Raw genomic sequence first — 19,999 nt, 5'->3', positions numbered from 1 at the left:
ATATTAACTAAAAAATCGATGAACTACAACTTTTTTTAACTTTTGTCGGTAAAAATGAGGTATATAGATAATTTTTGTAGGAATAAAATAAGGCCTGAACTTAGTTTGATATTCGTGATTATTATAGTATTTTTGCACGCTCGCGGTGAGGACCGTGATTTTGTATAACAAAAAGTTCAAATTTTATGAATCATTATGAAACTGTTTTCATCTTGAATCCCGTTTTATCTGATGAGCAGATAAAGGAAACAGTTAAGAAGTTCGAGGACCTGTTGGTCACTCGTGGAGCCAAGATGATTTCCAAGGAGGATTGGGGGCTGAAAAAGCTTGCTTATCCCATCCAAAACAAAAAGAGTGGTTTCTACCACCTTTTCGAGTACACCGTGGAAGGTGATGCCATTAACCGACTGGAACTGACCTTCCGTCGTGACGAGCGCGTGATGCGTTATCTGACTGTCAAGTTAGACAAGTATGCCATCGAATGGGCAGAGAAGAGAAGAAAACGTAACAAACAAAACGCTTAAGACATGGCCTCAATTGAACAACAAGCTAAAGGAAAGAAAGACGGGGATATTCGTTATCTAACCCCGTTGAACATTGAGACTGCTAAAGCGAAGAAATACTGTCGTTTTAAGAAGTCCGGAATCAAATACATCGACTACAAGGATGCCGATTTCCTGTCTAAGTTCGTAAACGAACAAGGAAAACTACTTCCTCGTCGTCTAACTGGTACCTCTTTGAAGTATCAGCGTAAGGTAGCCGTGGCTGTGAAGCGTGCCCGTCACCTGGCCCTGATGCCATACGTAACCGATTTGTACAAATAAGCAGCTAGGATCATGGAACTAATATTAAAGAAAGACGTAGAGAATCTTGGCTTTGCCGACGACCTGGTAAAAGTGAAGAGTGGATATGGACGCAACTACCTGATCCCTCAAGGATTTGCCGTTTTGGCAACCCCTTCTGCTAAAAAGGTACTTGCAGAGACCCTGAAGCAAAGGGCTCATAAAGAAGAGAAGATCATTAACGATGCTAAAGCTCAAGCCGAGCAATTGGCCGGGATCGAAGTAAAGATCGCAGCCAAAGTAGGTGAGGGTGACAAGCTTTTTGGTTCGGTAACCAATATGGATGTTGCGGATGCCCTGGAGAAAGCTGGTATGAGCATCGATAAGAAATTTATTAGCATTGCAGGTGGATCCATCAAACGACTGGGCACCTATGAAGCAAAAATCCGATTTCATCGGGATGTTATCGCAGCATGGTCATTTGACGTAGTTGCGGAAGCCAAGAAATAGGATTTTTAATTAGAAAGAAGGAAACCCTGGCTTAATCGCCGGGTTTTTTATACACCATGAAATACACCCGTCTCACTAAAGAACAATTGGAAGAACTGCATATGGAGTTCAGTCGGTTCCTGGCTGCTCAGTCCATCACTGCCCAGGAGTGGGAAGCCATTAAGCGGGACAAGCCCGAAGTGGCCGAGCAGGAACTGGACGTTTTTTCTGACCTGGTATGGGAAGGGGTGCTGAAGGCCGCCAAATTTCTGGAACATCGTTCCAATGGACAATTGTTCTTATTTGAACTGGACACCAGTGAAATCCACTTGATCGCGATTAGAGTAACTAATCCGTCGGTAGATCTAACAACCAGTACTGGACTTGACTGGTTGGGTCAAAATCTGGGCAAAGAGGAGGTGCAGGTTTACAGGTCGACTAAGACCTACGGTGAGGACCCGCATGCCGATGTCTTTGATCTTATCCAAAAAGGAGCTGTTCTCACCTCAGGAGAACTATACAAACAGCTAAAGGGAATACTATAATTATTCGTATCGAAGACTCTCGATAGGGTCTAGCTTTGCTGCTTTCCGCGCTGGATATGAGCCGGCTATGATAGCCACAAGGAAGGTGATAATGGTAGCCCAAATCATGGCTCCAATCGGTAAGGAGAATTTAAAGCTGAATATGGATGCAAAGATGATCCCTGTTGCTACTCCTAGAATAATCCCCAGTATACTTCCAAACTGACCGATCACTATTGTTTCAATAAAGAACTGTGTAGAAATGGTCGAGCGCTTGGCTCCCAAAGCTTTTCTTACCCCAATTTCCCGAGTCCGCTCGGTTACTGAGACCAACATAATATTCATTAGGGCAATGGAAGATCCCAAAATGGTGATAATGCTAATGATCCAGGCGGCCCATTCCAGATATTCGGTAATGCTGCCAATCCGGTTGATCAGGTCGTCGCTGCGCTCCAATCCAAAATTGTTTTCCTCTACGGGACTTAATTTTCGGACATTCCGGAAAGTGACAATGGCATCATCCTGGGCACCTGCCATCATTTCTTTATCATCTACCTTGATGGAAATGGTGTAGTTGATATTGGGTTGTGTAAATAAGCTCCTTGCTACCTGGATCGGGATTAAAACCTTTAGATCTTGGTTATTTCCAAAGGTTGAGCCCTTGGATTTCAAGATTCCGATCACCTTGAATTTTACCCCACGGATACTAATGGTCTTGCCTACAGGGTTAGCTCCTTCAAACAGCCCGCTTTCAAAATCTGAACCCAGAACACATACCTTATTATTGTTCTGTACATCGAACAAATTGATTTCCCTTCCTCGAGTTACCTCCGAACCGGTGTTTTCAATATAATGCTCATTGACCCCATAGACTTGGATGTCAGGGTCGGTCTTCTCGCTCTCGTATTTGATCTCTGCCCGACTGGTACCGCGGAAGGACACCGAAGTTCTGGCATAAGGAAATTCGTATCGCTCCTGGAATTCCCTGATGTTATCATAAGAAATGACCGGGTTGATCTTTTCCCGTTCTCCGGAACCCCCTCTTTGCACATTGAAATCGTAACGTTGAATATTGAAGGTATTTGCCCCCATGGAGGCAAAGTCGCTGGAAATAGTGTTTTCCAGCGCTTTCACGGCCGAGAGGATTCCGACCAGGGCCCAAATTCCAATTCCCATGATCACAATGGTCAGAATGGTCCGAAGTAACTGACTTCGAATAGAATCGAGGGCTATACGGACGTTTTCGCGAAAAAGGCCAAACATAGAACTGTTCTGTAGTTGGGAAGTTAGACTATTAATTCAAGTTAAAGTTACACAATTGGTCTACTTTTTCATGATCATCCGGCCTTTGTCAAATCTGTAGCGTAATTACAAGACTTTATTCTAACTTGAAAAACCATTAAAACGACCAACTTATGAGCAGTAAGATCGATGAGCTGATAGCACAATATCATTCCTTACACAACGGCCAACCATGGATGGGAAGAAGTTTTCATGCCACCTGGTTACAAATAAACGAGGAAGTTTCCTTTTCCAAGCCAATACAAGGAGCACCATCCATTGCCCAATTAGTGGATCATTTGACGTTTTGGCGTAAACAAGCCTTGGACAAGATCGCCCATGGACAATTTGAAGCAGGAGATAATGATCCGGATAATTGGAAAACGAACACTCAGTTAAAAGTGGAGGGTTGGAATGCTATCAGATTGAGATACGCATCTGTTTTGAAGGACTATCTGGGACAACTGTCACAACGGGATGATTCTTTCCTTGAAAGGACGTATCAAGATCCTGATTTCAAAAAAGACTTGACCTACGCCGAGTTGCTTCAGGGGGTCTTGCATCACGATATCTATCACTTGGGTCAGATCAGATTGATTTTGTCTGCTTTGAGCGGTGAATAATCCATTCTCTAACTCTGATTAATACACCAAAGATGTCGGCAATTATTCAGATATTTGCCTAGCTCGAAAATAGGAGCCTTACCCTCAAAGAACAACATATTGAAACCCTCCATACCCAAAGGAACCAGAGATTTTTCCCCATCCGAGATGGCCAGGCGTAATTATATGCAAGGCGTAATAGAGTCTGCTTTTCAGCGATTTGGTTTTAAACCTATTGCCACACCGGCCATGGAGAATTCTCAAACCCTGATGGGAAAATACGGAGAGGAGGGGGATAGACTCATCTTCAAGGTCCTGAACAGTGGGGATTTTTTATCCAAAGCGGATAGCGAGCAACTTGCCCAGAGAGACAGCAAAGCTGTAGCCGGTAGTATCAGCGACAAGGCGCTAAAGTATGATCTTACGGTTCCTTTTGCCCGTTATGTTGTTCAACACCAAAATGAGATCACCTTGCCGTTTAAACGATACCAGATCCAACCCGTCTGGCGCGCGGACAGGCCACAGAAGGGAAGATTCCGGGAATTTGTGCAGTGCGATGCCGATGTGGTCGGGTCAGATTCCTTGTGGCAGGAGGTAGAACTGATCCAGTTATATGACGAGGTATTCACTAATCTGGGATTGGAAGGGACTACCATCAAGCTAAATAACAGAAAGATTCTTAGCGGTCTTGCCGAAATGATCGGTGCAGAGGACAAATTGATCCCATTTACCGTTGCTCTGGACAAGTTGGATAAGATCGGACAGGACAAGGTCATCGAAGAGATGCGAGGACAAGGGATAGCCGATGGGGCCATCAATAAACTCCAACCCTTGTTTGACCTAAGTGGCTCCGCTGTAGACAAATTAGGTTCCCTGGAAGGACTTTTGGCCGATTCCGAGATCGGACAAGAGGGCATAGGAGAGCTTCGTTTTTTAATTACCACCATAACCCAGTTGGGATTGCGTACGGCCAATCTGGAGATCGAACTCACCCTTGCTAGGGGTCTCAACTACTATACTGGAGCTATCATGGAGGTGGCCGCACCAGATTCCGTGAAAATGGGAAGCATTGGTGGGGGAGGTCGCTATGACGACCTGACCGGTATCTTTGGCCTTAAAGGCGTGAGCGGAGTAGGGATAAGTTTTGGTTTAGACAGAATCTATCTGGTCCTGGAAGAATTGGAGCTCTTCCCGGAACAATTATCGGAATCTGTCCGTGTGCTTTTTATCAACTTTGGCCCGGATGAAGCGCTTTATGCAACTAAGGCTATTGCCAAGATCAGACAAGGTGGGCTCAGTTGCGAACTCTATCCGGATGCTGCCAAAATGAAAAAGCAAATGGGTTATGCTAACAAGATGAATATCCCATATGTTGTCATGGCTGGATCTACGGAGATTGATAGCAGTACGTTTACCTTAAAGGATATGCGTACAGGCGATCAGAAACAATTGGATCTGACCCAACTCATAGACGCCGTCTCTAACGTTCGGTAGAACCTAAAGATCAGAATTTCTCCTTCAGACGTTCCTTGAGGAACCGATAGAACCAATCATGGAAATCTTTTGTTTGACGATGTTCCACCCGGCTTTGAACTCTGGGCAGTTTTTCTGGTAGATGCTGTAGTAAATCGGCCATTTCACCCTTTTTTACGTTGATACTGAGGTCTAAATTCTAGCAACAATTCGTATTGCTCATGGGGATAAGCATATTCTTTTAGCCAGTGATACCGGCCATCGCGATGGGGTAATCAGTAATTTCTTACAATTTACAAAATACGAGCTCAGTTCCATTTTTTTCACTGTTAAATCTCCTTGGGTTTCCCACCAATTTCTTCGATGAATGGCAGTCTGGAGGTTTCCAATCTAACCAGAACAGGGGATAAGGGAAGCAATAACTTTTCGATGAATGGTATGATAAGGAGAAGTTGGTAGCTTCATAAATGACTTCTCCTAATAACATTTTGAGTCAAAATGGGTTTCTTGTCTAAATGTTCGGATTGACTATCTTAGGTCTGCTCAATCTCTAACTTACAGTTTCACTTCGTTCAACTGTGATTGTTCTATGGATTGATTCAAACATAAAACCAAGGTACTTTGCACCGGTTGTAGACACAAAAACTCTTTTCACGTACGAGTAAGTGAGAGAGTTTCCTGGTCTCCAAATCACTGATTATGGTTTTATGTTTGAACGTAGGGAGAATTACTCGCTCACTCTGTTCGCTCGAGAGTCTTGAGTGGGCGTCGCCTACATCCAAAAGCCCACAGCGCTTCGCGCTGTTATGTGCTTTTATCGTGACATTTTTGAAAAGGGAGAATTACTCGCTCACTCTGTTCGCTCGTGAGTCTTGAGGGGGAGTCGCCTACACTCCAAAAGCCCACAACGCTTTGCGCTGTCATGTGCTTTTTTCGTAGCATTTTTGAAAAGGGAGAATTGCAGCTTCCCTCTGGTCAGCTGCGAGTCTAAAAGGGGAGTCGCCTACACTCCAAAAGCCCACAGCGCTTTGCGCTGTCATGTTCTTTTTTCGTAGCATTTTTGAAAAGGGAGAATTGCAGCTTCCCTCTGGTCAGCTGCGAGTCTAAAAGGGGAGTCGCCTACACTCCAAAAGCCCACAGCGCTTTGCGCTGTCATGTTCTTTTTTCGTAGCATTTTTGAAAAGGGAGAATTGCAGCTTCCCTCTGGTCAGCTGCGAGTCTAAAAAGGGAGTCGCCTACACTCCAAAAGCCCACAGCGCTTTGCGCTGTCATGTGCTTTTTCCTTTCCCTGTTGGATGAATCGGAGTGGAGAATTGCGGTCTCCCTAAGGTCGACCGCGAGTCTTGAGTGGGCGTCGCCTACATCCCAAAGCCCACAACGCTGCGCGTTGTTTTGTTCTTTTTCCTTTACCCACTTACAAAAACGAGTTTTTGACGTGGGTAAAGAAAAAAGCCCAGCACCTTCTCGGTGTGGGCTTTTGGTGTAGCGAGAGGGAGACTTGAACTCCCGACCTCCGGGTTATGAATCCGACGCTCTAACCTGCTGAGCTACCTCGCCATAATGTGCCTGAGCGGGCGCAAAGATAAGAAGTATTTAGAGTGAGGGCAATGCTAAGGCATTTTTTTTTGGTCAAGCTACAGTGAGCCCCGATTAGTTGTCTATTGAGTTGACTGACAATACGTTTACCTTTTATCTACTGAATAATGGCCATTTAAAATTGCTCTGAACCCGACTAAAAAAAGCAATGCCGTGGGTGGGTTATTATATTTATTGCCATATTTGAGGTGAAATGTGTGTCACATTTCATAATTTAGGATGATTATTTAATCAAAGTCAACTACAAACCACCCCTTAATCGATGCAGACGATAAGCAAGCAATTGGGGCTATTGCTATTATTGTTGTTGCCGATTGGAATTCTCCAGGGGCAGTCTTTCCGAAATATTACCATGACGGGCGGACTAAGCGTAATGGAGAATAACGATGGCTCGCAGCTACCAACCCTGAGTGATCTGGATTTCAAGAATCCGTTCTTCTTTATTTTCGAAGGCCGTTTTACAGAGGCTTTCGCTATTAACGCCAGTCTATACACAAATGAACCTGAACTCAAGGACGGGACACAACCTTTCCTGATCGGTGGGCAGGTCAGTGGTCAATGGTATTTTGATCAGTATATTTTTAACAATGAAGATTTTGAATGGTCAATAGGTGCCGGAATTGGCTTATACAAGCCACAGCGATTGAAATCCAGAAGCACTTTTGGGTTTAATACCATTTTTCGCTATTGGGTTTCGGAACGGATAGCGTTTAGCTTTCAAGGAGTAACCAATTTTGGTTTCTCAGAAGATCCGTTGATCAATAATTTCTACCAATACAACTTCGGTGTGGTATGGGGCTCTAAAGCGAGAACTCCAAAACGAAATGCCTATCTGGAGAGTCAGGAGATATTGGAAGAGGATGCTGTTTCATCTGAGCGTAAAAAAGCCATTGTCGACCTGACTCCAGAAGAACCACCCCAAGAGGAGGTAGTTGCAGTAGTACCTGAGCCGGAACCAGAAGAAGTCCAAAATAAACCGAGGGAATTCGAGTCTATTTATTTTGACCGCAACTCTTCCTATTATAACAAACAGGAGGCCCTGAAACTAGATCGTGTATTAGTTGCCCTGCAAGCTAATCGAGCATACAGGGTTAAAGCTGAGGCTTACACCGATGCCAGTGGAGATGCCGTCTACAATCAATGGCTGGCAGATAGACGTCTGAAGCGAGTGACGGACTACCTGTTAGCGGCAGGGATCGATGCGTCCAGGATCGAAGGAATTTCTGTAGGTATTGATCCGGAAAGTGTTGAATGCCTGGATGTACCTTCACCTTGTTCGGTAGAAAGTCAGCGTCAGTATAGGCGAGTACAGTTCTTATTATTTGAGCAATAACATACTGTAAGAGGTTGAATTAAGTTCGTTCCGCCAAGGATTGATTCCATCTATACTGCAAATTTTCCTACAATTATAGTCGAGCTAACTTCTTGTTGTCGAAATATTTAGGCCGTTTATCGAAGATTTGGTCGATTTCTGCATTGGACGTGAGAAAATGTAATACTTTCGATGTCCAAAGTATGCAGCCATACTTTCTTTCAAATAGATCATCATGCGCCTCACCATTATGATATTGGGTATCTTAGGTTGTATCGCAACTACAACTGCACAGCAATATCGCTTTGTTACCCTTACTGCTGGTACAAATGCCATAGACGATATCGGTCTTGGTACTTTCCCATCATTTAGTGACCTGAATTACAAGAACCCTTTCTTGTTCAGCGCGGAAGGCAGGTTCAATAAATCTTTGAGTGTATCCCTGAGTGGTACGTCAAACGAAGTAGACTTAGAAGCGGACCAAAGTCGTCGATTCTACATCGGTATCGATGCGATGCTTAATTTTTACATCGATCAGTATTTGTGGAATAATGACGATGTAGAATGGTATTTCTCCGCAGGAACTGGTATTTATAGTTTAAAAGGGCTAATTGACAAGGGTTCCATGAATGGAGCCACCGGCTTCCGCTTTTGGATATCAGATCAGGTAGGCTTTAATATTCAGACCATGGCTAAGTTTGCCATGAATAGAACGTCGGCCCTCAGGAATCATTATGTTCACAGCGTAGGTCTGGTATGGGGTCTGAAAACTAAACCGAAACCGGAACCAGAGTCTGAACCGGAGTCGATTTTAGAACCGGCGCCCAAGGAGATTCCGGAACCGGTCGTTGTGACCCCTCTGGTTGTCGAGGAGCCTGAGGAAGTGGAACCCCAGGCCGACTTACCATTACTGGTTTCGTCAGTTTATTTTGATCGTAATTCTTCCTTCTTTGGGCGCGGTGAAGAGGTTAAGTTGGACGAATTGGTGCTCAAGATGCTCTCTGAGCCCGAGTTACGCCTTGAAGTCGATTCTTACACGGATTCAACTGGAGAAGAGGCCTATAATCTCTGGTTGGCAAATAATCGGTTAGAGCGAACCATTGAGTACCTGGTGCAACGTGGTGTAGACCGAAACAGGATTCAGGGCGAGGCCAAAGGTATAGATCCGGCCAGTTTACCTTGCAAGGATCAAAACAACAATTGCACCGAGGAAAGTCAGCGTGTGTATCGGCGAGCTGAGTTTCGAGTTTTTCGTCAGTAGCCTCCTATTTTCGACTTAATTACAGTCTTATTTCTTGAATGAACCAACTGGTTTCTTGTTTATTTGTTACTACCCGCTTGTTTTGGTTTTCAAATACTAAAAAAAAATCTATATTGGGCTCGAACTAACTACAGCCTATGGACGAGAAGATCAAATACGAGATGGAATTCCCCATCCATGCCTCTCCCTCTCTTCTTTATCAATACATTTCTACACCAAGCGGTATGAGCGAATGGTATGCCGATAATGTCAATTCGAGGGGAGAGTACTTTACCTTTATTTGGGAAGGAAGTGAAGAACGTGCCAAATTACTTGGCAAGAAGAGTAACGAACGGATCAAATTCCGTTGGGAGGCCGATGAGGATACTGATTTCTATTTCGAACTCCGGATACAAGTAGATGAGATCACTAAGGACGTTTCCTTGATGGTCACCGATTTTGCAGAGGAAGACGAATTGGATGAAGGTAAAATGCTTTGGGAGAATATGATCTCCAATCTTAAACATATTTTGGGTTCAACCTGATCTAAGGATACCCGAGAAAGCCGTAAATTTGAGCCCTCTAATCGGAGGGCTTTTATGATGATGAATCTCAATGGACAATTGGTAGAGGACAGCTCTGCAGCAGCGCATCCGCTTAACCGCGCCATGAACTATGGGGATGGTGTTTTTGAAACAATTAGAGTGTCCGCGGGGAAGGTTCTCTTCTGGGAGGACCACTATTTCAGGCTCATGTCCAGCATGAGGATTCTTCGGATGGAAATTCCGATGAATTTTACACCAGAATCCTTGGAGCAGCAAATCCAGCAAGTGGTAGCCGAAAGCGGAAAGGCGGCGGCTCATATGGTTAAAATTTTGGTCTGGAGAAAGCCTGGAGGTAAATACACTCCGGAATCACTAGAAGTGGAGTACCTGATACATGCAGAAGGTATCGATCAGCCATTTTATACCCTGGACGAAGCAGCTTACGAGATCGAACTTTTCAAAGATCACTATGTGCTGTCCGGTCTGCTTTCTACCCTAAAGTCGAACAATCGATTGATATCGGTTTTGGGTAGCATATACGCTAAAGAGAATGACTACCAGAATTGCGTGTTGCTCAATGAAAATAAGATGGTCACCGAGGCCCTGAACGGGAACGTATTTCTGGTAAAGGGTTACAAGATCAAGACACCTCCTTTACTGGATGGATGTCTAAAGGGAATAATCCGTAAACAGATTGTTGATATTATTGGTCAACTGCCCGACTATGTATTGGAAGAAGAAACTGTATCGCCTTTTGAGCTACAGCAGGCCGACGAAATGTTCATTACCAATACCCGGGTCGGAATCCAACCGGTTAGTAAATACAGAAAGAAGCAATACGAGAATAAGGTGGCAAGAGAATTCCTGGCCAAACTCAATACACGTGCGCGTTTGGGTTAGTTATAATTGGGATTTTCTGGCGCGTTTGACCAGATAAGGTAATCTCCGCCAAATTCGATCATCTTCTTCTTCCAAAAATCATTCTGGCACTTGCCGATGATGTGATCCTTGTCCTGGTTTCGGACAACCACCCAACTTTGGACTTCCAATTCTTCGTCCAACTGCTCACTGGCCCAACCGGAGTATCCCAGAAAGAATTGAATCTGGTCCTCGACTAGTTTGTTATCCTGAAGCAACTCCAGGATGGTGTTGAAATCTCCTCCCCAATAAATGCCTTGGGCGATCTCGATACTGTCAGGGATCAGTTCCGGTACGCGGTGGATAAAGTAAAGATTGTCCTGTTCTACCGGCCCACCGTTATATACGGTCAGGGCAGAGGTCACCTCAGGGATGAAGTCACTCAGTTTGTATTCCAGGGGTTTATTCAAGATGAATCCCACAGAGCCAGTCTCGTTGTGTTCGGCCAAAAGGACAACGGACCGATTGAACGACACATCTCCGATGATCGATGGTTCGGCTACCAGAAGAACTCCCTTTTCTGGTTTTAGCGAGATCATAAGGCGAGGATTTGTATTAAATCTAAGTATTAATTTTGGAATTAACAATTCTGTACTCTGGAAACAAAAAAACCCTGCCAACTGGCAGGGTTGTACAATTTATGACAGTTTCAATTAGTTCACGCTATTCGAAAGGTCTGCTCCTGCTTTGAACTTAACAACGTTCTTCGCAGCAATATTGATCGTTTTACCAGTCTGAGGGTTTCTTCCTTCGCGGGCAGCACGCTTAGATACTGACCAAGAACCGAAACCGACAAGTGATACTCTGTTTCCTTTTTTCAGGGATCCTTCTACATTACCAAGGAAGGACTCTAATGCTTTTTTTGCGGCCGCTTTGGTTATCCCGGCGTCTTCCGCCATACCATCGATTAAATCTGATTTGTTCATAGTTTAAAATTAAAATGTTGGTTAAACTTCGATAAATTGCTCTACAAATTTATACGGATAATCGAGCCACGCAAGGAATAGCGCGGAAATCCAGAGGTTTTGTTGATAACTTCAACCCTTTGTTAATAAAGGTGGCGTCAATTTGTAGTAAAATGGGCGAATTCCCTATTTATGGGCCTTCACGCTGGTTCAACTTCCTAATACACAAGCTGGTTGGAATTGGTCTACTCAGTTTGATACAAAACAATTTCCAGGCGATGATCAAAAAAGGAGCGTATCGACCAAAAATTACTCAAAGTTAGCATCTGGCTCTGGCCTGAATCCGTTCAGTAACTCCTGGGTTTCCATTCTGCGTTTTCCGGCTAGTTTCAAGTCCTCCAGCCAATAGAATCCATTCTGCACTGCTACCCCAAGGCTTTTTTCTCTAGCCTAATAAGACCGGTTTTTAGCTGATGTTCCTCTGGCTGAAATCGCCCTCGATAAATCTTCACTTTTAACCGATCATTTCCCTGAACCAATTCGGACCAAGCCGCGGGATAAGGACATAATCCTCTTACAAGAGAATCTATTGTCATTGGATCTTTTTGCCAGTCGATCCTGGTATTGTCGGGGGTCAGTTTAGGGGCTTTCCTGATATCAGGTATTTCAGGTTGAGGTTTTGGTATGGCATCACCAGCTGCTATTCTGCCAACGGTCTTTACCACCAGATCTGCTCCTAACTCCATGAGTTTATCGTGTAAACTACCTGCGGTCTCATCTTCGTCTAAATTGATCTGCGCACTGGCGATAATGGCACCTGTGTCTATCTTCTCATCGATAAAGAAAGTAGTCACTCCACTGACTTCTTCTCCATTAATAATGGCCCAATTGATCGGGGCGGCCCCTCGGTATTGAGGCAGCAGGGAGGCATGTAGGTTGAATGTTCCCATTTCCGGGTATTTCCATACTGTTTCCGGCAACATGCGGAAGGCAACCACCACCTGTAGATCAGCCTTCCAGCTCTTTAGTTCCTGGAGGAACGTCTCGTCCTTAAGGTTAGTTGGCTGAAGTATTGGGAAGCCTTGTTCTAAAGCGTACTGCTTCACGGCAGAGGACCGCAATTTTCGGCCTCGGCCGGCAGGTTTATCTGCCGCCGTGATCACTCCTACGATCTGTTGCCCGTCTTCGACCAAACGTTGCAGGACTCCAACTGCGAATTCAGGAGTTCCCATAAATACGATCCGGGGTCTATTGGTCATTTCTTGAATTGAAAGCGTTGTTGTTCATCACGTGATAGTTGCCCCAGATCAGTTAAGTGATCCAGGACGTCCAGTATTTGTTGAGGCTCAAAATTAAGTCTTTCTCGAATTCCGTGGATGTCCAGGGGTGAATCTTTCAGAAGTGTCTTCAGCTCCGTGATCAGATCCGAAGGTGGGTACTTATCTCGATCTTCAATGCGACCGAGACAGACGGAACATTTTCCACAAGGCTTGCCCTGTTCATCTCCAAAATAAGACATTAGGTATTGACTTAAGCAGCTGTTGTGTTGATTGGCAAATTCGATCATTCGCTCCAATTGCTGTTCTTTGAGTTGATACTGTCTCTCAATTTGTTTACGGTGGGGATTTAAAGTTCGTTCGTCCTCTCTTGGGCACAGATAAGTTACTGAAGCATCAGACCTGTTGAGTTCCATTTGCAGGCACTGAAGGCTCTCCATTCGCTCCAGTATTTGGAGGATCTTCTCTTCATGAACTCCGGTCTTACGCATTAGGAAAGGGAGGTCGATGGTCGTCATTTGTTCATGGATGCCCCCATAAATGCGGAGTATGGACTGTCCGATCATTGAAGCTTCCAAGTCCTTCTCGAAATAATCCAACAGACGATCAGAGGACAAGAGGAATTGAATACGTAGCTGTTTTTCAAATTGCTGACTCAGCCGAATGATCCCGCAGCGATCTAATATTTGTAATCCTTGATATGTTTTCCCCGCTTCAGGGAATAGGCAGCACAAAACTGGGCAAAGTTGAATGGGAATTCCAGAAAACTTCCTTCACCATAGGAGATCTGAAAATAGCTGTTCAGTCGTTTATATATATTGACGATCTCCTTGAACTTGGGAATGGATTCAACATATTGAGTACGAGCGATCTGCTTGTCCTCTTCGTTTAACAGCATCAAAGCGATGGCATTATGACCATCTCGACCGGCGCGACCAGCTTCCTGATAATAGCTCTCCAGGTCAGCGGGTAGCTGCAGGTGGACTACCAAACGCACATTGCTTTGGTCGATTCCCATTCCAAAGGCATTGGTGGCCACCATGATGGGGTTTTCGCCACTTATCCAGGAACTCATGCTCGCTTCCTTATCCTTGTTGTCCATACCACCATGGTAATAGGTAGACCTGAATCCTAATCTATTCAAACGTTCGGCTAATTGAATGGTCTTCCCTCGATTGCGCAAATAGATAATAGAATTTCCATTTGCTTGTTTGAGGTACGCTTTGAGCTCTTCTTCCTTTACCGTTTCGTTTTTGACCTGGTAGGACAGATTTGGTCGGTTAAATGAAGTTCGATAAACTTGAGCTTCTGAGATGACCAGTTTCTCCTTGATATCTGCCATCACTCGCTCTGTGGCCGTAGCGGTCAAAGCGATCACGGGAATACCCGGGTGCCATTCCCTGATCTGCCCAATTTCGAGATAAGCTGGCCTGAAGTCGTGGCCCCATTGGGAGATACAATGAGCCTCGTCCACCACCAGGTAGTTGACATTCATCTGCCTGATGGCCAGCTGAACTTGTTCCTGCCGGAGTCTTTCGGGAGACAGATAGAGGAATTTGTAATTGCCATAACGGGCATTATCCAGTAGTTCAGTCAGCCTGTCTTGTCTGATACCGCCAGCCAGGGAAATGGCCTTGATCCCCCTGTTCTGAAGTTGCCTGACCTGGTCATTCATCAGGGCAACAAGGGGAGAGATCACCAAACAGATCCCTTCAGTGAGCAGGGCGGGTAGTTGAAAACAAAGAGATTTACCACCTCCGGTCGGCATTAGCGCAAGGGTATGTTCTTCGGCTAGAACAGTATTGATGATCTCCAACTGACCGGGCCTGAATTCCTTGTGACCCCAGGTTTGAGTCAGGGTTGTATACAGTTGCTCCTCCCTGATCATAACAAGAGATCCTTGACAAATTCGACACGTTGGTCCACACTGCCCCTGGGGATCTCAACACTTTGGTATCCTAGTTTCTTGTATACCTTAACTAGGTGATCATGGATGGACTGGGATTGATCAAAGGATTCATACCGTTGTTGGTCCTGGATGTAGATTTCAGGCCAGGGCGGTAACAGCAAGATCCTATCATATCGGTGACTCTGGCTCAGTTCCTTGAAATGCGGAGAATAGGGACTGCCCAGATAATCCAGGTATGCCATCACATCCGGTATTCCCCTGTCGTAGAAGAGATAGTTGGATTTCCAGTCCTGACCTAAATGAAATTGTTCTATTCTGGCCTCCAATAGGGCCTGACTAAATTGAATGGGGTCTTTGAGAAAGAGTTGATCAATGCCCGCTCTTTGGGCCGTTTCCGTAACCTCCCTGGACACTTCCGGAAGAAAGGAATAACCGCTGTCTCCTAGTGCATTGATGAGGCTTGTTTTCCCTGATCCGGGTCCTCCGGTGATCACAATTCGTTCGGGCAAACTCGAGAACTTTGTACAAAGTTCGCAAATAATATTGAACCATTACCCCTATCTTTGTGACGCTTCAAGAATGATACCATGACCCCACAGGAAAAGCAATCAGAAGAGTTTTACAAACGACTGAAAGAGCAGTTGGAGGCTGATACGGATTGGCCTTCACCTTACATGTTCAAATTCATAGTTCCATCCAGTCAGGAAAAGATAGCCGAGATCAAAGCTGCTTTTGATGACCTGGATGCAACCATCAACACCAGGGATTCGGCCAAAGGGACCTACACCAGTGTTTCTATTAAAGTCACCATGGAGAACCCTGATGCCGTTGTCGCTAAATATCTGGAAGTTTCTAAGGTGGAAGGAGTCATTTCCCTATAAATTTCTTATTTTGCGGGGCGTAGCAACTTCGCTGCCCTAACTTATCTCCGATTTATTTTTTACGATGTTGATAGATGATCTAGAATACAATACAGAACGTCCTCATTTGATCATTCCAGAGTACGGACGCCATATGCAAAAGATGGTTGATCAATGTGTGGCCATGGAAGACAGAGAAGCCCGTAATAAATGTGCCAAAAGCATCATTTCGGTCATGGGTAACCTAAATCCCCATCTTCGGGATGTGCCGGATTTTCAACATAAGCTCTGGGATCAACTCTTTATAATCTCAGACTTTAAGCTGGATGTGGATTCACCGTATCCAAAACCTTCCAGGGAAGAACTGGCCGAACGTCCGGAACCATTGGATTACCCACAAAATCACCCAAAATATCGTTTTTACGGCAATAACATCAAGCGAATGATCGATGTGGCCAACTCTTGGGAAGACGGAGATAAAAAGGATGGCCTGGTTCTGACCATAGCCAACCACATGAAAAAGAGTTTCCTGAATTGGAACAAAGATACGGTTGAGGATAGCGTGATATTCGAGCACTTGTTCGAACTCTCAGAAGGGAAGATCGATATGCGTGAAAGCAAGGAGGATCTAACCACTTCTAAAGATTTACTGCAACACAAAAAGCGATTTACGAAAAAGAGCTTTAAAGGAGGTCGAGGTCGTAAACGGCATTAGTCAACTTCATGGGTACATTTCAGATCGAAGGAGGGCATAGCCTACAAGGAGATATTCGTCCTCAAGGGGCCAAGAACGAGGCCCTGCAAATTTTATGCGCCGTTCTTCTGACTCCAGAGGAAGTGGTCATCGAGAATATCCCGGACATCCGGGATGTGAACAAACTGATCGGCATACTGGGTAATCTCGGCGTTAAGGTGAAAAAGCTCGCAGCCGGTAAATACAGTTTTCAATCTGACGATCTGGACCTGGACTACCTGGAATCTGAACTTTTCAAACAAGAAGGCAGTTCGCTTAGGGGGTCTATTATGATCGTAGGGCCGCTATTGGCAAGATTTGGCAAAGGCTATATTCCCCGGCCCGGTGGTGATAAGATCGGTCGTAGAAGACTGGACACCCACTTCGAGGGCTTTATCAAGTTAGGTGCGGATTTCCGATATAACCGAGAGGAACGTTTTTATGGGGTAGAGGCCCCTAACGGTTTGCGAGGCACCTATATGCTGCTGGATCAGGCATCGGTAACAGGAACGGCTAATATCGTTATGGCGGCGGTCATGGCCAAAGGCACTACGACCATCTACAATGCAGCCTGTGAGCCCTATCTGCAACAACTCTGCAAGATGCTGAATCGGATGGGTGCCAACATCTCTGGAATAGGATCAAATCTGCTGGTCATAGAAGGTGTTGAAAGCCTGGGTGGATGTAATCACCGGGTATTACCGGATATGATCGAGATCGGCAGTTGGATCGGTCTTGCGGCTATGACGCGTTCTTCCATCACCATCAAGGATGTGAGTTGGGACGATCTGGGCCTTATCCCGGATACCTTTCGCAAATTGGGCATCCAATTGGAGCGGAGAGGAGACGACATCTTCATTCCTAGCATGGAATCTTATGAGATCCAGAGCGATATGGACGGTTCTATTCTGACCATTTCAGACGCCCCTTGGCCTGGCTTTACGCCAGATCTTTTAAGTATCGTTCTTGTGGTCTGTACACAGGCCAGAGGAAGTGTGTTGATCCATCAGAAGATGTTCGAAAGCCGGCTGTTCTTCGTGGACAAGTTGATCGATATGGGAGCCAAGATCATCCTTTGTGATCCGCATCGGGCAACAGTGATCGGTCACGATTTCCATTCTCAGCTAAAAGCTACAACCATGGTTTCCCCGGATATCCGGGCAGGTATTTCTTTGCTGATAGCAGCCTTGTCGGCTAAAGGGACATCCGCTATTCACAATATCGAGCAGATCGACAGGGGATATGAGCGTATCGATGAGCGCCTCAGGGCAATCGGAGCTAAGATCGAACGAATCGACTAGCGCAGATTAGTTTTTCTTTTGCTTATTGATCTCGTCCTGTAGCTTTCTTCGGAGTTGTTGTTCTCGGTCCAGGGTTCGCTGACGATAATCTTCATATTCCTCCTCTACCTCAGCTAGTTTCAGTTTTGATTCTCTGGTAACAGCATTGCTCTGTCTGAAGCGAACTACAGTCACTACAAGAAGCAATAGCAGCAGACCAATTGAAGACCACATTATGGTATTGTAAGTGGATTTGGTAAGCAGTATGCCGAACAGGGAAATTCCATTCTCTTTTTCTCGAGATACAGCCAATTCGTCCTGGGTGGATTTGAGATTTGCACTTAGTCCGCCAATGGTATTATCCTTAGCCGCTATGGTATCCTGGGCTGTATTGAGATCCTTTTCGATGGCCGCAAGAGAATCCATGACGCTCTTCTTTAGCGCATTTAATTTATAGATCTTGACCACTTTGTAATCTTGGTACCGATTGGAATTATCGATCACATCGGTGAATTGGTCGTCCAAAGTGTTCCCTGTTTCAGTAGTTTCCTGGGCAAGTAAAATGGCTCCTAACATCAGGAAAATATAAAGTAGTACGAGGGTCTTTTTTCTCATGGTTGTTTGATCTGCTACTTATTTTACTTCGCTCAAAGAGCCCAGTCTTTCAAATTGCAGCGCCCCGGATGGGCATTTACGGATTTGCTCAATGATGTGATCACTTTCTGCCGCATCCAGTTTGACCCAAGGGATCACGGAGGATCTAAAGACTTCCGAAAGTCCTTGGTAGCATTTCCCCGAATGTATACACTTCCCGGGGTGGTAGGTTACTTTGATCTCAGAATTACTGTACACATTTTTCGCATCTTCCATAACATAAGTATTTGGGGCTTAGGGGCAAAATGCATTTGTTTTGGTCGTTAAACTTATAGAAAAAGTCGATAAAATGCAATAAATCGGAATATTCGTACAAATTATTGTAGTGCTGCCTTGTAAGTTGTCAAACATCGTTCCCTGGCCATTTTATGATCTACCATAGGTCTTGGATAGTTAAGTTCCTGCCAATGAGGAACCCAGGTCGATACATAGGTAGTATCCGGGTCGAATTTCTTGAACTGAGTAGTCGGATTGAAGACCCTGAAATAGGGGGCAGCGTCGACTCCACTGCCTGCGGCCCATTGCCAGTTACCTACATTGGCAGCCAGTTCAAAGTCCAGCAAATGCTTCGCAAAGAAGGCTTCTCCCCATCGCCAATCAATCAGTAAGTGCTTACACAAGAAACTAGCAACAACCATCCGTACCCGATTGTGCATATAACCGGTCTGAACCAATTGCCGCATTCCGGCGTCGACCATAGGATAGCCTGTTTCTCCTTTTGTCCATCGTTCAAATTCCTCCGGATCGTTCCTCCAGTTGATCCGATCGTAAGCTGGTTTGAACGATCGTTCAGTTGTATGCGGAAAATGCCACAGGATCTGCATAAAGAAATCCCGCCAGATCAATTGATGCAGAAAAACAGAATTGCGTTGGGAATTACTAAAATTGGCCAATTCTCTTACGCTAACTGTTCCAAACCGCAAATGAGGGCCCAAACGGCTGGTCGCATCGTCCTTGGCCGGAAAATTTCGCTGATCTTCATATTGATCGATCAGGTCTGAAGTCAACCTGAAATCTGGTACACTGATATCCGCTGTTACAAAACCCATCTCCTTCAGGCTAACCTGTTTTGGTTTGAGTCCTTTTTGCCAATTTTGTGTATTGGGTTGCCCCAAGACAACAGGCTTGTCAACCGCAAATCGTTCTTCCCATTTTTTTCTGTAAGGCGTATATACCACATAGGGTGAACCATCTGCTTTCACGATCTCGTCCTCTTCAAAGACAACCTGATCTTTGAACTGCCGGAAGGCTATGTCACCGGAAGCCGCCATTGCCGCTATTTGTGCGTCACGCTGCCTGGCATAAGGTTCGTAGTCCTTATTGGAGTAGATTGCCTGGATAGCATGTTCACGAAAAATGGACCGAAAGATCTCTTCCACCTTTCCATAAAAGACCTGGAGTTGACCTCCATTTGCTGCAATTTCCTTGCTGAGTTGATCCAGCCTTTCGTGGATGAAGGTGACACGAGCATCTTGTGGTTCCAACTCATCGAGGATATCGGGGTCGAAAATAAAGATAGGGATGACCGCCGATTCTCCCTTCAAGGCGTGGTACAAGCCAACATTGTCGTTTAATCGAAGATCACGTCGAAACCAAAATAGCGCTTGCCCCATGCTCAA

At 45.1% G+C, this 19,999-nt stretch carries 22 protein-coding genes, 1 tRNA gene and 1 pseudogene; 13 read left to right on the top strand and 11 right to left on the bottom strand.

The genetic code is table 11. The features are described 5' to 3' along the window. Positions 1 to 185 precede the first annotated feature (185 nt). From rpsF to BST85_RS06285, 4 genes are read left to right on the top strand one after another with little or no spacing between them, the layout of a single operon-like run. Positions 186 to 524, top strand: coding sequence for a 30S ribosomal protein S6 (gene rpsF, locus BST85_RS06300; protein WP_104812476.1), 339 nt, complete (start codon positions 186 to 188; stop codon positions 522 to 524). A 3-nt stretch (positions 525 to 527) separates the two neighbouring features. Next, positions 528 to 824 carry a 30S ribosomal protein S18 gene (gene rpsR, locus BST85_RS06295; RefSeq protein ID WP_104812475.1) on the top strand — a complete coding sequence of 99 codons (297 nt, stop codon included), beginning with the start codon at positions 528 to 530 and terminating at the stop codon, positions 822 to 824. Between the two features lie 12 nt (positions 825 to 836). Beyond that, on the top strand, positions 837 to 1,292 hold the full coding sequence (rplI, locus tag BST85_RS06290) for a 50S ribosomal protein L9 (protein WP_104812474.1): 456 nt from the start codon (positions 837 to 839) through the stop codon (positions 1,290 to 1,292). Positions 1,293 to 1,348: 56 nt separating this feature from the next. After that, positions 1,349 to 1,816: a DUF6495 family protein gene (locus BST85_RS06285; RefSeq protein WP_104812473.1), complete on the top strand. Its 468-nt coding sequence runs from the start codon at positions 1,349 to 1,351 to the stop codon at positions 1,814 to 1,816. Here BST85_RS06285 and BST85_RS06280 read toward each other — a convergent pair whose 3' ends face one another. Next, positions 1,817 to 3,058 (bottom strand): ABC transporter permease, encoded by a 1,242-nt coding sequence (locus BST85_RS06280; protein ID WP_104812472.1) that lies wholly within the window; start codon positions 3,056 to 3,058, stop codon positions 1,817 to 1,819. 152 nt (positions 3,059 to 3,210) lie between these two features. Here BST85_RS06280 and BST85_RS06275 point away from each other — a divergent pair, with 152 nt between their 5' ends. Then, positions 3,211 to 3,699 carry a DinB family protein gene (locus BST85_RS06275; protein WP_104812471.1) on the top strand — a complete coding sequence of 163 codons (489 nt, stop codon included), beginning with the start codon at positions 3,211 to 3,213 and terminating at the stop codon, positions 3,697 to 3,699. Positions 3,700 to 3,798: 99 nt separating this feature from the next. Continuing rightward, the gene (gene hisS / locus BST85_RS06270) at positions 3,799 to 5,172 is read left to right on the top strand and encodes a histidine--tRNA ligase (protein ID WP_104813924.1); all 1,374 of its coding nucleotides are present in this window, start codon (positions 3,799 to 3,801) and stop codon (positions 5,170 to 5,172) included. Positions 5,173 to 6,634: 1,462 nt separating this feature from the next. Here the strand turns inward: hisS and BST85_RS06265 are convergent. Next, positions 6,635 to 6,708, bottom strand: a tRNA-Met gene (locus BST85_RS06265). A 301-nt stretch (positions 6,709 to 7,009) separates the two neighbouring features. Between BST85_RS06265 and BST85_RS06260 the strand changes: the two genes are divergently transcribed. The 4 genes from BST85_RS06260 (at position 7,010) to BST85_RS06245 (ending at position 10,744) form a co-directional block, all read left to right on the top strand. Next, positions 7,010 to 8,080 carry an OmpA family protein gene (locus tag BST85_RS06260; RefSeq protein WP_104812470.1) on the top strand — a complete coding sequence of 357 codons (1,071 nt, stop codon included), beginning with the start codon at positions 7,010 to 7,012 and terminating at the stop codon, positions 8,078 to 8,080. Between the two features lie 214 nt (positions 8,081 to 8,294). Then, positions 8,295 to 9,320 carry an OmpA family protein gene (locus BST85_RS06255; RefSeq protein ID WP_104812469.1) on the top strand — a complete coding sequence of 342 codons (1,026 nt, stop codon included), beginning with the start codon at positions 8,295 to 8,297 and terminating at the stop codon, positions 9,318 to 9,320. A gap of 137 nt (positions 9,321 to 9,457) precedes the next feature. Further along, the gene (locus BST85_RS06250; protein WP_104812468.1) at positions 9,458 to 9,844 is read left to right on the top strand and encodes an START-like domain-containing protein; all 387 of its coding nucleotides are present in this window, start codon (positions 9,458 to 9,460) and stop codon (positions 9,842 to 9,844) included. 54 nt (positions 9,845 to 9,898) lie between these two features. Beyond that, complete coding sequence (locus BST85_RS06245; protein ID WP_342750403.1) at positions 9,899 to 10,744, top strand: aminotransferase class IV; 846 nt, start codon at positions 9,899 to 9,901, stop codon at positions 10,742 to 10,744. On the opposite strand, the gene BST85_RS06240 is transcribed toward BST85_RS06245, so the two are convergent. From BST85_RS06240 to BST85_RS06215, 6 genes and pseudogenes are all read right to left on the bottom strand, one after another. Further along, positions 10,741 to 11,301: a YqgE/AlgH family protein gene (locus tag BST85_RS06240; RefSeq protein WP_104812467.1), complete on the bottom strand. Its 561-nt coding sequence runs from the start codon at positions 11,299 to 11,301 to the stop codon at positions 10,741 to 10,743. The genes BST85_RS06245 and BST85_RS06240 overlap by 4 nt on opposite strands. 114 nt (positions 11,302 to 11,415) lie before the next feature. Then, a complete protein-coding gene (locus tag BST85_RS06235) occupies positions 11,416 to 11,688 on the bottom strand; it encodes an HU family DNA-binding protein (protein ID WP_104812466.1) in 273 nt (90 codons plus the stop codon). Between the two features lie 288 nt (positions 11,689 to 11,976). Continuing rightward, positions 11,977 to 12,926: pseudogene (gene fmt, locus BST85_RS06230) on the bottom strand (methionyl-tRNA formyltransferase). Next, entirely contained in the window at positions 12,923 to 13,561 is a 639-nt protein-coding gene (locus tag BST85_RS06225) for a RecQ family zinc-binding domain-containing protein (protein WP_104812465.1), read from the bottom strand. Before BST85_RS06225 ends, fmt begins: the two are co-directional and overlap by 4 nt. A gap of 62 nt (positions 13,562 to 13,623) precedes the next feature. Next, entirely contained in the window at positions 13,624 to 14,832 is a 1,209-nt protein-coding gene (locus BST85_RS06220) for a RecQ family ATP-dependent DNA helicase (RefSeq protein WP_104812464.1), read from the bottom strand. Then, positions 14,829 to 15,362 carry an AAA family ATPase gene (locus BST85_RS06215; RefSeq protein WP_104812463.1) on the bottom strand — a complete coding sequence of 178 codons (534 nt, stop codon included), beginning with the start codon at positions 15,360 to 15,362 and terminating at the stop codon, positions 14,829 to 14,831. The genes BST85_RS06220 and BST85_RS06215 overlap by 4 nt, the downstream gene beginning before the upstream one ends. 78 nt (positions 15,363 to 15,440) lie before the next feature. Here BST85_RS06215 and BST85_RS06210 point away from each other — a divergent pair, with 78 nt between their 5' ends. From BST85_RS06210 to murA, 3 genes are all read left to right on the top strand, one after another. Further along, positions 15,441 to 15,734 carry a DUF493 family protein gene (locus BST85_RS06210; protein ID WP_104812462.1) on the top strand — a complete coding sequence of 98 codons (294 nt, stop codon included), beginning with the start codon at positions 15,441 to 15,443 and terminating at the stop codon, positions 15,732 to 15,734. A gap of 67 nt (positions 15,735 to 15,801) precedes the next feature. Further along, positions 15,802 to 16,428 carry a DUF4290 domain-containing protein gene (locus BST85_RS06205; RefSeq protein WP_104813922.1) on the top strand — a complete coding sequence of 209 codons (627 nt, stop codon included), beginning with the start codon at positions 15,802 to 15,804 and terminating at the stop codon, positions 16,426 to 16,428. A gap of 8 nt (positions 16,429 to 16,436) precedes the next feature. Beyond that, entirely contained in the window at positions 16,437 to 17,747 is a 1,311-nt protein-coding gene (gene murA / locus BST85_RS06200) for a UDP-N-acetylglucosamine 1-carboxyvinyltransferase (RefSeq protein ID WP_104812461.1), read from the top strand. Positions 17,748 to 17,753: 6 nt separating this feature from the next. On the opposite strand, the gene BST85_RS06195 is transcribed toward murA, so the two are convergent. The 3 genes from BST85_RS06195 to BST85_RS06185 all read right to left on the bottom strand — a co-directional run bounded on the left by BST85_RS06195 (position 17,754) and on the right by BST85_RS06185 (position 19,993). Continuing rightward, the gene (locus BST85_RS06195) at positions 17,754 to 18,341 is read right to left on the bottom strand and encodes a tRNA (guanine-N1)-methyltransferase (RefSeq protein WP_104812460.1); all 588 of its coding nucleotides are present in this window, start codon (positions 18,339 to 18,341) and stop codon (positions 17,754 to 17,756) included. Between the two features lie 18 nt (positions 18,342 to 18,359). Beyond that, the gene (locus BST85_RS06190; RefSeq protein WP_104812459.1) at positions 18,360 to 18,596 is read right to left on the bottom strand and encodes a (4Fe-4S)-binding protein; all 237 of its coding nucleotides are present in this window, start codon (positions 18,594 to 18,596) and stop codon (positions 18,360 to 18,362) included. Positions 18,597 to 18,697: 101 nt separating this feature from the next. Beyond that, positions 18,698 to 19,993 carry a cryptochrome/photolyase family protein gene (locus tag BST85_RS06185; RefSeq protein ID WP_104812458.1) on the bottom strand — a complete coding sequence of 432 codons (1,296 nt, stop codon included), beginning with the start codon at positions 19,991 to 19,993 and terminating at the stop codon, positions 18,698 to 18,700. Between the last annotated feature and the right edge of the window lie 6 nt (positions 19,994 to 19,999).

It is taken from the genome of Aureitalea marina, from assembly GCF_002943755.1.
GTDB lineage: Bacteria > Bacteroidota > Bacteroidia > Flavobacteriales > Flavobacteriaceae > Aureitalea > Aureitalea marina.
The sequence above is the reverse complement of the archived record's forward strand: the minus strand, read 5'-3'. Positions and strand labels throughout refer to the sequence as shown.

What these genes read in the sequence shown, in the direction of transcription:
- BST85_RS06285 (WP_104812473.1), top strand. Translation starts at nt 1,349, where the DNA reads ATGAAATACACCCGTCTCACTAAAGAACAATTGGAAGAACTGCATATG.
- rpsF (WP_104812476.1), top strand. Translation starts at nt 186, where the DNA reads ATGAATCATTATGAAACTGTTTTCATCTTGAATCCCGTTTTATCTGAT.
- BST85_RS06260 (WP_104812470.1), top strand. Translation starts at nt 7,010, where the DNA reads ATGCAGACGATAAGCAAGCAATTGGGGCTATTGCTATTATTGTTGTTG.
- BST85_RS06195 (WP_104812460.1), bottom strand. Translation starts at nt 18,341, where the DNA reads ATGAGAAAAAAGACCCTCGTACTACTTTATATTTTCCTGATGTTAGGA.
- BST85_RS06210 (WP_104812462.1), top strand. Translation starts at nt 15,441, where the DNA reads ATGACCCCACAGGAAAAGCAATCAGAAGAGTTTTACAAACGACTGAAA.
- BST85_RS06190 (WP_104812459.1), bottom strand. Translation starts at nt 18,596, where the DNA reads ATGGAAGATGCGAAAAATGTGTACAGTAATTCTGAGATCAAAGTAACC.
- rpsR (WP_104812475.1), top strand. Translation starts at nt 528, where the DNA reads ATGGCCTCAATTGAACAACAAGCTAAAGGAAAGAAAGACGGGGATATT.
- murA (WP_104812461.1), top strand. Translation starts at nt 16,437, where the DNA reads ATGGGTACATTTCAGATCGAAGGAGGGCATAGCCTACAAGGAGATATT.
- BST85_RS06185 (WP_104812458.1), bottom strand. Translation starts at nt 19,993, where the DNA reads ATGGGGCAAGCGCTATTTTGGTTTCGACGTGATCTTCGATTAAACGAC.
- BST85_RS06245 (WP_342750403.1), top strand. Translation starts at nt 9,899, where the DNA reads ATGATGATGAATCTCAATGGACAATTGGTAGAGGACAGCTCTGCAGCA.
- BST85_RS06235 (WP_104812466.1), bottom strand. Translation starts at nt 11,688, where the DNA reads ATGAACAAATCAGATTTAATCGATGGTATGGCGGAAGACGCCGGGATA.
- BST85_RS06255 (WP_104812469.1), top strand. Translation starts at nt 8,295, where the DNA reads ATGCGCCTCACCATTATGATATTGGGTATCTTAGGTTGTATCGCAACT.
- BST85_RS06220 (WP_104812464.1), bottom strand. Translation starts at nt 14,832, where the DNA reads ATGATCAGGGAGGAGCAACTGTATACAACCCTGACTCAAACCTGGGGT.
- BST85_RS06250 (WP_104812468.1), top strand. Translation starts at nt 9,458, where the DNA reads ATGGACGAGAAGATCAAATACGAGATGGAATTCCCCATCCATGCCTCT.
- BST85_RS06280 (WP_104812472.1), bottom strand. Translation starts at nt 3,058, where the DNA reads ATGTTTGGCCTTTTTCGCGAAAACGTCCGTATAGCCCTCGATTCTATT.
- BST85_RS06240 (WP_104812467.1), bottom strand. Translation starts at nt 11,301, where the DNA reads ATGATCTCGCTAAAACCAGAAAAGGGAGTTCTTCTGGTAGCCGAACCA.
- rplI (WP_104812474.1), top strand. Translation starts at nt 837, where the DNA reads ATGGAACTAATATTAAAGAAAGACGTAGAGAATCTTGGCTTTGCCGAC.
- BST85_RS06275 (WP_104812471.1), top strand. Translation starts at nt 3,211, where the DNA reads ATGAGCAGTAAGATCGATGAGCTGATAGCACAATATCATTCCTTACAC.